10 protein-coding genes are annotated in these 14,157 nt (G+C 44.8%); 4 read left to right on the top strand and 6 right to left on the bottom strand.

Annotation, left to right across the window (positions count from 1 at the left end):
- Window positions 1-62: 62 nt before the first annotated feature.
- Window positions 63-2,222, bottom strand: a complete 2,160-nt coding sequence (locus N4A56_RS03405) for a methyl-accepting chemotaxis protein (RefSeq protein ID WP_295545060.1) — start codon at window positions 2,220-2,222, stop codon at window positions 63-65.
- Between the two features lie 141 nt (window positions 2,223-2,363).
- Entirely contained in the window at window positions 2,364-4,097 is a 1,734-nt protein-coding gene (locus N4A56_RS03400; protein WP_295545058.1) for a bacteriohemerythrin, read from the bottom strand.
- A 288-nt stretch (window positions 4,098-4,385) separates the two neighbouring features.
- Between N4A56_RS03400 and N4A56_RS03395 the strand changes: the two genes are divergently transcribed.
- The gene (locus tag N4A56_RS03395; protein WP_295545056.1) at window positions 4,386-5,906 is read left to right on the top strand and encodes a YifB family Mg chelatase-like AAA ATPase; all 1,521 of its coding nucleotides are present in this window, start codon (window positions 4,386-4,388) and stop codon (window positions 5,904-5,906) included.
- 124 nt (window positions 5,907-6,030) lie between these two features.
- On the opposite strand, the gene rsgA is transcribed toward N4A56_RS03395, so the two are convergent.
- The 4 genes from rsgA to N4A56_RS03375 form a co-directional block, all read right to left on the bottom strand.
- Entirely contained in the window at window positions 6,031-7,125 is a 1,095-nt protein-coding gene (rsgA, locus tag N4A56_RS03390; RefSeq protein ID WP_295545053.1) for a ribosome small subunit-dependent GTPase A, read from the bottom strand.
- Window positions 7,126-7,416: 291 nt separating this feature from the next.
- The gene (gene hemC / locus N4A56_RS03385; protein ID WP_295545051.1) at window positions 7,417-8,361 is read right to left on the bottom strand and encodes a hydroxymethylbilane synthase; all 945 of its coding nucleotides are present in this window, start codon (window positions 8,359-8,361) and stop codon (window positions 7,417-7,419) included.
- A gap of 44 nt (window positions 8,362-8,405) precedes the next feature.
- Window positions 8,406-8,633 carry a zinc ribbon domain-containing protein gene (locus N4A56_RS03380; RefSeq protein WP_019999761.1) on the bottom strand — a complete coding sequence of 76 codons (228 nt, stop codon included), beginning with the start codon at window positions 8,631-8,633 and terminating at the stop codon, window positions 8,406-8,408.
- 79 nt (window positions 8,634-8,712) lie between these two features.
- Window positions 8,713-9,333, bottom strand: coding sequence for a D-sedoheptulose 7-phosphate isomerase (locus N4A56_RS03375; RefSeq protein ID WP_293668973.1), 621 nt, complete (start codon window positions 9,331-9,333; stop codon window positions 8,713-8,715).
- Window positions 9,334-9,631: 298 nt separating this feature from the next.
- On the opposite strand from N4A56_RS03375, the gene N4A56_RS03370 reads away from it, so the two are divergent.
- The 3 genes from N4A56_RS03370 (at window position 9,632) to gatB (ending at window position 13,955) form a co-directional block, all read left to right on the top strand.
- A complete protein-coding gene (locus N4A56_RS03370; protein ID WP_293668971.1) occupies window positions 9,632-10,483 on the top strand; it encodes an NAD(+)/NADH kinase in 852 nt (283 codons plus the stop codon).
- A gap of 194 nt (window positions 10,484-10,677) precedes the next feature.
- Window positions 10,678-12,426, top strand: a complete 1,749-nt coding sequence (locus N4A56_RS03365; protein ID WP_295545048.1) for an ARMT1-like domain-containing protein — start codon at window positions 10,678-10,680, stop codon at window positions 12,424-12,426.
- A 101-nt stretch (window positions 12,427-12,527) separates the two neighbouring features.
- The gene (gatB, locus tag N4A56_RS03360) at window positions 12,528-13,955 is read left to right on the top strand and encodes an Asp-tRNA(Asn)/Glu-tRNA(Gln) amidotransferase subunit GatB (RefSeq protein WP_293668967.1); all 1,428 of its coding nucleotides are present in this window, start codon (window positions 12,528-12,530) and stop codon (window positions 13,953-13,955) included.
- Window positions 13,956-14,157 lie beyond the last annotated feature (202 nt).

The following is a 14,157-nucleotide window of genomic DNA, read 5'->3' as shown; positions in this document are numbered from 1 at the left end:
ATGAAACTCGATATGCAATTTCTTGATACAAATACCGTTCTTATACTCAGGTGCACAAAGGATTAGCTGTTTTGCAGATCAGTAATAATATCCTGAAGTTCATTTGCCTGATTTGCCAGCGTACCGAGAGTGCTTTGTGCCGCCTGCATTGCTTCAAATACTTCCTGTGAAATACGGGAAACATTTGCAACAGCGCCGTTGATCTCTTCGCTGGCAGTCGACTGTTCTTCTGCTGCGGCTGCGATAGAGGCAACCTGTTCGCTGGAGGTTTGAACAAGGGATACAATGCTGTTCAGGTTTTCTCCAGCTTCATTCGCAAGTACAGTTACTTCAGAAACAGCTGAGGTTGTATTGTGCATGCCTCGAACAGTGCTGTGAGTTCCAGATTGAATAGCGTTAACTGCACTGCCTACTTCGTGTGTTGCCTGCATAGTTTTTTCAGCCAACTTACGGACTTCGTCTGCTACTACTGCAAATCCACGTCCAGCCTCACCAGCACGAGCAGCTTCAATAGCTGCGTTCAGAGCCAGCAAGTTTGTCTGATCTGCAATGTCTGTAATCACGCCCATGATTTCATCAATTCCGTCAGCGTGCGTGTTAAGCTCATCCAGTTCTTTTTGCATGATGTTAAAGTTATTCTGAACTGTCGCAACACCATCGGTTACTTTGTGAACAGTATCTGCCCCGTGTGTGGCTGTATCTTTAGCATCTTGAGTGTGCTGGGCAGTGCTTGCAGCATTCTGTGAAACATCAAAGACGGTAGAGTGCATTTGCTCCATTGAAATAGCAGTCTCGGTGAGACGGGAGTTCTGTACTTCAATCTGCTCAGAAGTTTTTTGAACCAACTGTTGCAGATCGTTAGCAGAGCCTGTCACGTATGAAACAACATTTGCAAGACGAGACGCTGCTTCTGCAATACCCTCGCGCTTAGCTTTTTCTGCCTGCTCGTTTGCAGCTTGAGCTTGATTCAAGGCTTTTTCTGCAAGGTTTGTTTTCTCATCTGCTTGCTGTTTCATTTCATCTGCTTCGGCAATCAGCTTTTTGAGCATGGAAACCATGTGCTGGATTGCGGATACAACTTCGCCGATTTCGTCGTTCTGCGCATAGTCGATAGTTGCATCCAGATTACCGCGTGAAATGGAGTTTGCGTAGTTAATAGTACGCAACATTGGCTTTGTAATGCCTTTAATTACGATAATGCCAAGTCCAAGAATAAGCAGAGTAGTAACGCCAAAAGTAATACCGTAACCCCATAAGCTACTTTCGTATACTTCTTGCGATTCCAGCGTCAGGATGGTTGCCTTTTCTGTTATGTCATCAATATGTTGCTGAATGAGGGTTAAGACTTCGTTTCCTCTATTGTCCAGCTTGCCACCAATATTTTGGAACTGTTGTTCAAGATTTTGCAGCGTTGTTGTCCATTCCGTAACAAGTGCAGTAAGTTCTTTTGCTCCATCAGTATTTAATTGCTTTGCAGTGTCCTTCATGGCGGAACAAGCTTTACGCTCACTTAAAAGGGCGCAGCGCTCTGAAATGAATGCAATGTTTGAATTAATAATCTTGAGCTGTGCTGTCAGCACTGCTTTTTCTTCTGGAGATACCCCTTTATCCTTATGGAGAAGTATTTCCATAGTGGTAAGGGTGTACTTGTTGGTTGCAAGCTTTAACTGGGCAACTTTGCGCTGAATGCTTGGGAGTGCATCACGCTTTGCAAATTTTACAGAAACATCATCAGCTAGCTTCATAAGAAGCATGGCGCGCTGGTTAATTCTATCTTGAACTGTTTTAAGTTCGCTATTCAGGCGCTTCTGTGTTGTTGTGAGATTGACAATAATGTTGCGTAAGTCAGTCTTAGTCATTTGAAGAAGAGTCGCGATAGACTGCTTCGTTTGTGGGAGCCAGTTAACGTTGCCGACGAAAGGTAATAAAAAGTCGTAGGCAGCGTCATTGGCGTCGAAAAGTTCTTCGATTCTTCTAAGGCGGTCAGCAGAAATGTCGCCTTGGTCTTTATCGATAAATGAGTTCATTGCAAGATAGAGCGATTCGTTTGCAATGGACTTAAAATCTGCAAGACCTTTTGTTATGTCCTGGTAAGTGTTTACCGACTCTACGGAAGAGAAAATGTTGGACGCTGTTCTCCCCCCGATGCCGCTAATGATAGTGATAGCAAGCAATCCAGATGCGATGAGTAGAATGAGTTTTTGCTTGATGGTGAGTGACACTTGTCTCTACTCCTGTAACTCGTTTAGTAACGAGTTAGTGTTGGGCTTTTGACTGAAATTAGTAGTCGTGGTGTTGCAAAAAAGGGACACTTCCCCCGAAGGTCACAAACTGATGCGGTGTTTTCAGCTGCGCTGGTGCAGCTAGTTAACACCTTTTGATGAAAGGAATTTACTATACTGCTTATCTGTCCCCTTAATGTGATGAGTGAGCCAGTCTTTGAGGAATTTCATAACGTCCATAGTTACTGTCAGCTTGCCAGAGCGAACTCCAGCTTCAAAATCAACAACTTCTGCTACAAATTTCCGATGCTGTTCTTTGTGTGCAATAGTGTCGGGATATCCGTGTTTTGCAAAGAGTTCTTCTTCGTATCCGAAATGTGTAACAGTGTAGTTTTTCAAATTATCGATTACGCTAAGAAGCTCGTTTTGGCTCCGGCGTGATTTCATAGCGGCATGGAGTTCGTTAATTAACGAGACCAGCATCTTATGCTGCTTATCAATGGAGTTGAGCCCTACGGATAGATCATCGCTCCAAATGAATAAAGGACCATCACTGGCGGCTGCACTATCGACATCTCCCTGCGCAAGGCTGGAGATCATGGAGTCCAGCTCTTCAACAAGGCTCGACAGTTCTACAACAGCGTTTGCTGCGCTGGTCATTCCTGTAGCAGTTTCGGAAGCAATACGAGTTACGTCAGAAATTGCACGGTTAATTTCTTCGGATACAGCGGATTGTTCTTCAGAAGCTGTAGCAATGGAAGTTACCTGAATTGCTGTTTCGTCAATAATGGTAACAATTTCTTCCATGAAATGTCCGGATTCTGTCGCCGCCTTCGTTGAAAGCGCAATATCATGTGCAGCAAGTTCAACAGCTTCCACGTTTTGTTGGGCGTGCGTTTGGATGCGGGTTATTGCACCGCCCACGTCTTGGGTGGCATGCATGGTCTTTTCGGCAAGCTTACGGACTTCATCTGCAACTACTGCAAATCCTCGTCCTGCTTCACCAGCACGGGCAGCTTCAATCGCTGCGTTCAAAGCAAGCAGGTTTGTCTGATCTGCAATGTCAGAGATGGTAGTCATAATCTGACTGATGGCATCAGCCTGCATTCCAAGCTGTCCCATCGTTTCTTTCAGATTTAAAATACGTTTTTCCATTTGCAGGATGGATCCTACAGCGCTGCGGACTCCGTCTGCACCAGTCTTGGCATTTTCTTTGGAACTTGCCGCAGAATTTGCTGTGCTGGAAGCGCTATGCGCAACTTCAATAACAGTGCAGTTCATTTCTTCCATGGCGGTGGCAGTTTCCGTCATGCGTTCATGCTGAACATCTACACCGTTATTCACTTGTTCAATTTGCGCTGATAATTCATGGACTGCCTTGAAAGCATTATTTGAAAGATTGTGCGCTCTGCTTGCGACTTCGCGCATAGATTCGAGCATGTTCTGCACTTTTTCTTCTTGCTTTTTAGCGTTGTCTAATGCGCGCTGTGCCTGCTCTTCTGCAATTTTATTGTAGTCATTATTCTTTTGCGCTTCAGAAGCATAGTGTTTGAAGCTAGAAACAATGTCTAACAATGAATTATGTAGATCATTCAATTCATAACTGAATGTACCATTGAGCTGTGCTTCAAAATTTCCTTTTTTAATCTGCTGTGCATAGGCATGAATACTACTAAGTGGATCAGAAAAAAGCTTTTGCAGCATTATTGTAGTCGTAACTACAATAGAAAAAGAAAAAACAAGGAGAATTCCTTGAATAATATGCCGTATGAAATCATCTTCTGAACCAGAAAATATACTGTTTGAAAATAAAATTAAAACAGTACTGATGAAAAGCAAAGTAACAGATAGCAGTAATCTATTCCGTATTGTCATATGCACTTCCTCTGTAGAGCATTCATAATTCTTTGAATTACTTCTATGCACCGTATTTATGCAGATAAAGTAAATTTTTTTTTAAAGCAACTCTTCTGTGTGACATGGTGTTCCCATTTCTCCCACACGGGAGGGTGGTGTTACCGTAAATAATAGGAGGAGGTCAAAACATAAAAGTGTGCTTAGAGTAGTAAATCGGCAATATTGCGTTGCTCTTTAAAAATCTATACTCTTTTATCTAAGGATATTGAAAAAAAGATATATTTTGAACGAAAATGCGGGGTGGCTGTGATTACTGTTGTTTCCTGTGCTGCTTTGGCAGGAATTGATGCGTTTACTGTTGAGATGGAAGTAGACTTAACCCGAGCAGGGTTACCAGCGTTTACTATGGTTGGTCTTGCAGAAGGAGCCGTGCGCGAAGCAAAGGAACGTGTGATGGCTGCATTAAAAAATACGGGGCATAAGCTGCCTCCGTCGCGCATAACAGTTAACCTTGCGCCAGCTGATAAGCGGAAAGCAGGGAGCGGGTATGACTTGGCACTTGCTTTAGGGTTGCTTGGGGCTTCAGGTGCGCTTGCACCAGAATCTTTGCAGGGGTGGTTCTTTGTAGGAGAGCTGTCACTTTCTGGAGAATTAAAACCTGTTTCTGGTGTGTTGCCCATAGCTATTCATGCGCGGGAGATGGGCGCAAAAGGACTCATTGTTGCGCCGGATAATGCAGCAGAAGCTGCGGTTGTCGAAGGGCTTCCTGTATACTCTATGGCAACGCTTGGAGAGGTGTTAGAGCATCTTGCAGGCACGACAATTTTTGAACCAGCAAGTCCGCCGCAGGCAGGAAGAAGCGTTGCATCAGAATGGATGCATGATTTTTCCGAAGTGAAAGGGCAGGAGCATGCAAAGCGTGCGATTGAAATTGCCGCTGCGGGTAATCACAACTTGTTATTTGTGGGACCTCCGGGAAGCGGCAAGACCATGCTTGCAAAGCGAATCCCAACAGTGCTGCCCCAATTGACTTTCGATGAAACTCTCGAAGTAACCAAAATTTATTCAGTGTCCGGCTTACTCAGCAAAAAACGATCACTCATAACAGAGCGTCCATATCGATCTCCACATCATACTATTTCCGATGTCGGACTTGTTGGTGGTGGTACATACCCCAAACCTGGTGAGGTTTCATTAGCCCACCGTGGTGTTCTTTTTTTGGATGAGCTTCCTGAATTCAAAAAGTCCGTGCTGGAAGTTATGCGCCAACCTCTTGAGGACGGCAATGTCACAATCAGCCGTTCCAGCATCTCATTGTCTTTTCCTTCAGACTTTATGCTGGTGGCAGCTATGAATCCGTGTCCATGCGGCTATCTGACTGACGACAGACACCCATGCATTTGCAACAGCAGGCAGGTAGCAAATTACAGGTCGAAGCTATCCGGTCCATTGTTGGATAGAATTGACCTGCATGTAGAAGTTCCCGCTGTAAAGTATGAAGACCTACAGTCAACAGAAGGTGTCAGTTCTGAAGAAATGCGCGATAGGATTGAGGCTGCACGAAACATTCAGAGTGAGCGTTATAGAGGGACTCCGCTCAAAACGAATGCAGACCTTTCCGGACGCTGGCTTGAAAAATTTATATCCATAACAGATGCAGAGAGTACGTTTCTGCGGAATGCAGTAGACGCCCTCGGGCTTTCTGCCAGAGCGTACACCCGTGTGCTTCGAATTTCGCGAACTATTGCCGATCTGGAAGGGGCAGAGTATATAGCTGTTCCGCATATTGCAGAGGCTATTAACTGTAGAACCTTGGACAGGTCGTAACTTTGATGTTTATCTAGATGGTATATCTATCGCTTTTCGAGATAGATTCTGCCTGAATCCAGCTTTTTTGAAGATAGTATGATGGTCATCGCTCTGCTTGATAGAAGCAGAGCGTTACTAGCCACTATTTTTTCTTTTTCTTCTTGCCACCCTTTTTCCCTCCACCAGAGCGGCGACGAGGTCTTCCACCCGTTTTAGGACGCGGTGCCATCTGGCGTTCCTGACGTTTCGTATAGGTTCGCTCAGTGCCTGTACGTGCTTGCTCTTCAATAAGCTTATGGTAGTTGTCCAGCCTTCGCTGAGTCAGTTTGCCCGCTGCGATTGCCTGTTGGACAGCGCAATCCGGCTCCTGATCGTGCTGACAGTCTACAAATGCACATTGATCGATGAGTTCCTCTATATCGTGGAAGACCTGTTTTACTGCGTCTTCACACGCGGGAAGCTGAAGTTCTCTAAAACCCGGAACATCCATGATAGTGCCGCCGCACGGCATTACGTACAGTGTTCGGCTTGAGGTGGTGTGTCGTCCCTTGCTGTCGGCATCGCGAATTGCACCTGTGAGCGTTACCTCTTCTTCCATCATAGTGTTAATCAATGTGGATTTACCGACACCGGATGAACCTACAAGAGCAATAGAATGACCATGCCCGCACCAGTCTTTCAAAAGCGCCGCTGTCTGTTCTTTTCGCCCATCTATAGCAATAACGGGAACGTTTTTGTAGAGCTTTTTTGCATCCGCTACACAGCCTTCAACAAAAGAGGTATCTGCCTCATCAGCTTTAGTCAGAATAATAACAGGCTCTGCGCCGCATTGAAGCGCGAGTGCTAAGTAACGTTCAAGGCGGGATAAGCTGAAGTCATGGTTCAAAGAAGAGACAATGAAGACAGTATCTAGGTTTGCCGCAACCAGCTGGACAGTCTTTTCATTTTGTGGAGAACGGCGGACAAATACTGTTTTACGTTCAAGCATACGTACTGGGTACTGCTTATTTTTATCAAGAACGAGCCAATCTCCGACTGTCGGCTTAGCTTCTGCTTTGCCGCCCAGCCAGTTCCCCGGTAATGGCATTTGGACTTTGCCGAATGAACCCCACACGTTCATGAGAACAGCATGAATACTACAGACGCGACCAATATGTTCTGTGGTTTCGTCTTCGGAAAGCTGCTGGCTGAAATTGTCAGACCAGCCGAGAGTGCTGAGAATATCTTTTTTTTGCATGTCTTCAGGCTGCAAGTGGGGTGTCTCCATAGTTACAATACGTTTTTATGTGTTTTGATATTGCGAAAAAAGGTTCTGTCAAAACACTTGGAAAAATGTTGGCGTTAAGAGCGTAGGGTACGGTCAATTTATAGTATATTCGCAAGTGAAATCAGAGTTGCCATATAGTTGGTTGTGCTTGCAGTATAGCAGAGCAAGCGCCAACACCCAACAGCTTGTAGCTGTACGGCATAAAAATAGCGGATGAGCCAAGTGGTTCATCCGCTATTTGATTTACTAATACTACACTGTCTAGTTTTTAACAGCGTTTTCAGAAGCGTATACCTCTTCGAGAATGGCGTCTGCGCCTTTTTCTTTTACAACTTCTGCGAGATCAAGACCTACCTGACGCGCATTTGCTTCGGAACCGGCAGCTTCTTCACGGATTTGACGGACACCTTCAAGGTCAGCAACAAAGCCTACCATTTCGAAATTGTCGTCGTCTTTCATGGTTGCAAAACCGGCGATAGGAACCTGACAGCCACCCTGTAAGCCAAAAAGGAAACCACGTTCTGCTTCAACACAGATACGGGTTGGGCGGTGTTCAAGGAAAGCGAGCATTTCGTGCAGGTCTTTGCGGTCTTCACGGAACTCAATACCGAGTGCACCCTGACCTACAGCAGGTAGGAAGCGTGGTGCGCCGAGAATTTCATTTTTTGGTGCAGAAAGACCGAGACGCTTGAGACCGGAAGTAGCCATGATGATAGCGTCAAACTCTCCATCAATGAGCTTACGTAAACGGGTGTCAACGTTACCGCGCAGGGAAACAATATTAAGATCGGAGCGAAGAGCCAGCAACTGTGACTGACGACGCAGGGAACTTGTTCCTACGGTAGCACCTTCTGGAAGGTCATCAAGAGAATCGTACTGAACGGAGAGGAACGTATCTGAAGGGTTTTCACGCTCAGGAATACAGCCGAGAATTAATCCTTCCGGAAGTTCCATAGGAACGTCTTTCATGGAATGAACTGCAATGTCTGCGCGTCCGTCGAGTAGTGCTTCTTCAATTTCTTTAACAAAAAGTCCTTTGCCGCCAACTTTGGCAAGCGGAACATCAAGGATGATGTCGCCTTTTGTTTTGAGAATTAAAAGCTCGACAGTAGTGCCTTCGTGCTCTTTTTCAATACAGTCTTTGATATGGTTAGCCTGCCATAAAGCAAGCTTGGAACCGCGGGTAGCAATAACGATTTTCTTCATGTCGTGTCCGAAAGTGCTTGGTAGTTCGAGTGTGAGTCTACGGGTTAGCCGCAGGTAGAACAATTGCCGCCGGAGCAGCCGGAACAGCTTGAGCCGCCGGAAGAACCGGTAGGGGCGGAGATGCTGCCTCCGGACATTTTAAATTTGGTTGCAGAAAGTAACTTGTGGGTGTTGGAAGATTTACACTCTGGGCATTCTGGAGTTTCGTCACCAAAAACGAGTTCTTCAAACTCTTTGCCGCAATCTTCGCATGCGTATTCATACAAAGGCATAGCCGTTGCTCCTTAACTATCTATTTGGCGAATAGATAGTGCGAAATTGAAAAAGGTCAATATAACCAGATGAAAATTTTTATTCTGCTGCTTCTAAATCTGCCTGAAGAGCGGCTGCATCTTCAAACAGGTAGTAGTCAGTAAGCTGGCAGAGAAGATGACCGATAGTAAGTTGTACTTCCTGAATGAGCGGCGTGTGAGTGTGTGGTACATCTAATAAAAAGTCGCACAGTTCAGTCATTTTTCCACCGCCGTTGCCGGTGAACCCAACAGTAACCAGTCCGCGTTCGCGGGCGGCGTTACAAGCATTGATAATGTTGGTTGAATTACCGGAAGTGGATATGCCGACGAGAATGTCGTTTTTATTACCCAATGCTTGAACCTGTTTTGAGAATACAAGATCATAGCCATAGTCGTTGCCGATGGCTGTGAGAATGGAAGTGTCAGTTGTCAGGGCAATGGACGGAAGCGGAGGGCGTTCGATAAGAAAGCGATTTACAAATTCTGCTGCGAGATGTTGCGCATCTGCGGCGCTGCCACCGTTACCACAAAATAAAATTTTGCCACCTTTTGCCAGACAAACGGCAAACTTACGAGCAACGGCGTCTACATCTTCAGCGTGAGCCGCAAAATATTCTTCACGCAGGCGTGCACCTTCACGTGCATGTTCTAAAATAGTGTCTATTGCTTGTTGGGTCATCAATTCTCCAGACGCAGTGTTTTGCGTACGATAATGTATACAGGTCAGGTACCACCTGACGGAATGGAAGTACACTATATACGCAGGAGTGACAATGTGAGAAAATATACACAAAAGGATATGTTATTTGGGTATAATAAGTGTCAAATTCGATGAGTCTTTGTATTCCCGTAAAGGAAAAAATACTTAGTCGGCGAGATTCATATTGTCCGAAAAAAGCTGGTGGTACAGTTGGAATTATGCGACGTTTTATCATCCATTTCTTGAAGTCATAGCCGCTTTTTACTAGAGAACTGCAATGCACCATAAAATTTCTACTATTTGTATTGTAACAAAGGCTTCCTATGGCGATGCCGCCACTCTCGGGCAGAAGTTGCTCGACTGGTTTGCTGCGCGCGATATTCAGGGAGTTATTTGTGAGAACGGCACTCCGGAATGGTCACATATCCGTGAGGCTGCCAAATGCGATCTTGTGATTGTGCTGGGTGGTGATGGCACTTTGCTCAGCGTTGCCAGAAGGCTGGTGGGCTGCGAAGTGCCGCTTGTGGGTATCAATATGGGGAAAGTCGGTTTTCTTGCCGAAATTCCTAGTGATGCATGGGAAGAGCGCCTACAGGCTATTATTGACGGTGAAGTACAGTTTCGCAGAAGACTTGCCTTGTCCTGCACTGTAACTCGCGGGGATGAAATTGTTTTCAGCGGAGTAGCTGCTAATGATTTTGTTATCAACAGAGGGGCGCTTGCCCGTGTTGTTCGCCTAGAGCTTTCTGTGAATGGCAGCCCTATGGGAATAGTGCGTGCTGATGGTGTTATTATTGCTTCACCTTCAGGCTCAACCGGATACGCTATTTCTGCTGGGGGACCATTAGTCCATCCTGATATGGATGCATATTCTGTAACGCCTGTCTGTGCCTTTTTACGCAGTTTATATCCAATGGTGCTGCCGGGTGCGCATGTCTTTTCTGCTGCTGTGCGGAGCCATGACGCTGATCTATTTCTGACTCAGGATGGTCAGGAAGGCATACTGCTGGAATCTGATGATGTAGTTTCCATTTCCAAAGCCGAAGGTGGACTGCTGTACGCTGAATTTGATGATAATTCGTACTACGATAAACTTCTAAAAAGAGGTTTTATTCGCGAAAATTGTTAGGGTCTGTTTCTGCATTGTAACTTTGTGCTGCTGCTATTTCGTTCTTCTTACTACGCTATCAGCAAAAAACGTGTTTCACTGAAGCGTTGCTCTTCAACATATTTTACTGTTGCTTTGTAAGAAGAATACGTTGTCTCAACTTGTTGTGCATGCAGACACCCTAGACCAGTGATTTTGAATGAGGGAGAACAGAAATGGGAAAAGAACTGCCTGAGATTGTGTCTGCCAGAGATGTTTGCTGGGGACAAGATGCCGCTATGGACGCATGGTTGCATCACTTTAAGACAGAAAATAATATTGAGCACCTCATGAATCCTGAAAATGTTGCTTCGGATGAGCAACTTAGATTCATGGTTGCGCTGGATGACCAGCAAGTTTTTATCCCTTGTTCAGATGAAACTTTGATTTGCTTGATGGAAGAAAAGCCTTCGGGCGATTTGATGCGTGAGTATGGTCGAATCTGGCTTCATACTGTGCGCTTGATTCGCAAACATGCATTCAACAAATATCATGAACGTAAAGTAATGGGGTTTTGCCGCTTACGGTTCCAGACTCATTTGTCCTCACGAATCATGATTCCTTCCCGTTTGTTGAAACGCATGAACAGCATTGTTCTTACACAGTGCTCTCTGGTAGACCCGTCTAGCGGTGATAAAGTTGCTGCGAACCGTCGCGCATTTGATTATTTCAACACACCATCCATCGACAGGTTGTTGTTCGCAACACCGTCAGAATGCATGTATAATCCTGATTTGCGGAATTTACGTTCCGAGCTTGATTCTATTGAACTGGTGCGGCTTATGTATCTGTCCACTATTCCCGAATTGTGGAGCAGCAGTACTCCTTCGTATCTTGATGTCGAAGCGGAGATCAACAAGCCGTGCCCGACAGCCCATTCGCTGGATGTGCTTTTGGGTTCGGAAAAAGATGATAGAAAAACAATTTTGTTCCTTCCTGAAAGCAGTGGTGGAATTGTATTTGACCTCTACTTTATTCGGGCGTTACTCAGGCAGGGGCATAAAGTAATTCTGGCACTGAAAGAAGGCTTTTTGTTCGATTCCCCGACCTACTGGGATGCTATGCAAGATCCTGTTTTGGTGGAGTTGTGCAAAAGTGCCAAGATGGTGGCAAACGACACTATATCTAAAAATCTTTTACTTGCGCTGCTGCGTTCCCATCGCTTCTTAATTATTTCGGACGGCATGCGTGAGAAGTTGAATCTGTATAAAACAAATGTAACGTTCTCCCGTGCGTGGAAAGAGTGCGATATTGTTTTTGCAAAGGGCGCAGCAAACTATGATAATTTATTAAATTGCGGACACAGCTTTACTCGCGATGTCATCGGTTTCTACAGGAAAAAGGATGGCACTTTTGTTTTGGAAGCAAAACCGAGAGCTGGAAGTGTGCGTAAATTTAGTGAAGAAGCCATTAATGCTATGGCAAGCAGAATTATTGAAAGTATGCGCAAGGAAAAAGAAAAGGGTCGCAGTGTTATGTTCTATAGCGCGATCATCGGCTCTATTCCGGGTGAAACAGACACTGCCATTAAAGTTGTGAATACCTTTGTGGCGCATTTACGGTCGCGGCTCGACAGTACCTTTATTATTAACCCCGCTGAGCACTTTGAAGAGGGCATGGACGGGGATGACTTGATGTTTATGTGGGAACAGGTGCAGCGAAGCGGCATGCTGGACGTCTGGCGTTTTCAGACAGTTGAAGATATAGAAACAAGCTTTGCTTTGCTTGACCGCAAAGTTCCATCAATCTGGTCTGGTAAAGATTCCACATTCTCAACTGGCTGCACAAAGGAAATGCGTATTGCCCTGGATGTGCAGAAGAGAAATCCGGAATTGCAGATTATTGGACCGAGTTCAGAGAAGTTTTTCCGTAGAGCGGAATATGGTGTCGGTAAATATTACGATGCCGGTATTACCTCTATGTAAGTAAAATTGTAATAAATAAAAATCAAAGGCTACCTTGTGTCTGTTGGACAGGGTAGCTGTTCTTCGGTGTTTTTCCGGAAGATAGATGCAAGGAGAGTGTTATGGCTGATTTTGAAGTTGTCATCGGGCTTGAGGTTCATGCTCAGCTCAAGACGGAATCAAAATTATTCTGTTCCTGTTCAACCCGTTTCGGGTCTGAGCCGAATGAAAACGTTTGTGAAGTTTGTTCCGGTATGCCGGGTGCACTGCCGGTATTAAATGCTAAAGCTGTTGAATTTGCTGCTAAAATGGGACTTGCAATGAATTGCACTGTGAGTCTTGATTCTATTTTTGAGCGCAAAAACTACTTCTACCCAGATTCTCCTAATGGCTATCAGATATCACAGCTGGATAATGCAATCTGCCAGACTGGGCACATTGAAATTCCTGTTGGTGAGTCTACAAAGCGTGTGGGCATTACCCGTATCCAGCTTGAAAACGATGCCGGTAAATCTATTCATTCTCAGGCAGAAAATCTTTCATACGTAGATTTTAACAGGACAGGTGTGCCGCTTATTGAGATTGTATCCGATCCTGATATGCGTAGCGCGGAAGAGGCTGTTTCCTACCTAAAAACATTACACTCTATTTTGCTGTACCTTGATATCTGCGATGGCAACATGGAGGAAGGCAGCTTCCGTTGTGATGCAAACGTTTCTCTGCGTCCTCGTGGGCAGGAAGAATTCGGCACTCGTGTTGAGTTGAAGAACATGAACTCCTTCCGCAATGTTCAGCGCGGTATTGAATACGAAATTGCACGTCAGGAAGATCTTATTCTTGATGGTGAAAAGGTAGTTCAGGAAACCCGTTTGTATAATGCGGAAAAAAATATTACTGCTTCTATGCGCGGAAAAGAAGAGGCACATGACTACCGCTACTTCCCTGATCCTGACCTGATTCCGGTTATGTTGTCTGAAGATCAGGTTGCACAATGGAAGAGTGAGTTACCGGAACTGCCGCTTGAAAAACGTGCTCGTTTTGAATCAGAATTCGGGTTGCCTGAATATGATGCTAACTTGCTGACGCAAGATAGAGCTATTGCTGAATACTATGAAGCTGCTGTTGCTGCCTTTAATAACCCTAAAAAATTAAGTAACTTTATGATGGGTCAGTTCATGCGTGAACTGAATGAGCGCAATATTACAGTTGCAGATGTTGCACTTGAGCCACAGCACTTTGCAGAACTTGTTCGCATAGTTGAAGAAGGAATAATATCTACCAAGATCGGGAATGATGTTTTACCTGAACTTATGGAGCAGGGTGGCTCTGCTGAAGCGTATGTAAAAGCCAAAGGCATGGTTCAGATTTCTGATTCGTCCGAACTGGAATCAGTTGTGGATGAAGTTATTGCAGAAAACCCTTCAGAAGCAGAAGCTTATCGCGGTGGTAAGCATAAATTACAAAGCTTTTTCGTTGGTCAAGTTATGCGTAAAACACGCGGAAAAGCCAACCCTGCTCTTGTAAATCAGTTACTACAGAAGAAATTGTAGCACATACAGAAAAGTATAAGTAAGGACGCCGGAACCGGCGTCCTTTTTTTTGTTCAAAAGAAAAAATCGATTAGACAAGCAAAATACGGTGTAGGTGCTTCTATATTGCATGAAAAATGATTGTAAGTAGCACAATACAACATGCTAAGTAAAAATAAAAAAAAAATATATGAAAGGAACATGATGATATTCATTTTGTAAA

The organism is Halodesulfovibrio sp. (assembly GCF_025210605.1).
In the GTDB taxonomy this organism is placed as follows: domain Bacteria; phylum Desulfobacterota; class Desulfovibrionia; order Desulfovibrionales; family Desulfovibrionaceae; genus Halodesulfovibrio.
The sequence above is the reverse complement of the archived record's forward strand: the minus strand, read 5'-3'. Positions and strand labels throughout refer to the sequence as shown.

What these genes read in the sequence shown, in the direction of transcription:
- N4A56_RS03400 (WP_295545058.1), bottom strand. Translation starts at nt 4,097, where the DNA reads ATGACAATACGGAATAGATTACTGCTATCTGTTACTTTGCTTTTCATC.
- rsgA (WP_295545053.1), bottom strand. Translation starts at nt 7,125, where the DNA reads ATGCAAAAAAAAGATATTCTCAGCACTCTCGGCTGGTCTGACAATTTC.
- hemC (WP_295545051.1), bottom strand. Translation starts at nt 8,361, where the DNA reads ATGAAGAAAATCGTTATTGCTACCCGCGGTTCCAAGCTTGCTTTATGG.
- N4A56_RS03380 (WP_019999761.1), bottom strand. Translation starts at nt 8,633, where the DNA reads ATGCCTTTGTATGAATACGCATGCGAAGATTGCGGCAAAGAGTTTGAA.
- N4A56_RS03375 (WP_293668973.1), bottom strand. Translation starts at nt 9,333, where the DNA reads ATGACCCAACAAGCAATAGACACTATTTTAGAACATGCACGTGAAGGT.
- N4A56_RS03370 (WP_293668971.1), top strand. Translation starts at nt 9,632, where the DNA reads ATGCACCATAAAATTTCTACTATTTGTATTGTAACAAAGGCTTCCTAT.
- N4A56_RS03365 (WP_295545048.1), top strand. Translation starts at nt 10,678, where the DNA reads ATGGGAAAAGAACTGCCTGAGATTGTGTCTGCCAGAGATGTTTGCTGG.
- gatB (WP_293668967.1), top strand. Translation starts at nt 12,528, where the DNA reads ATGGCTGATTTTGAAGTTGTCATCGGGCTTGAGGTTCATGCTCAGCTC.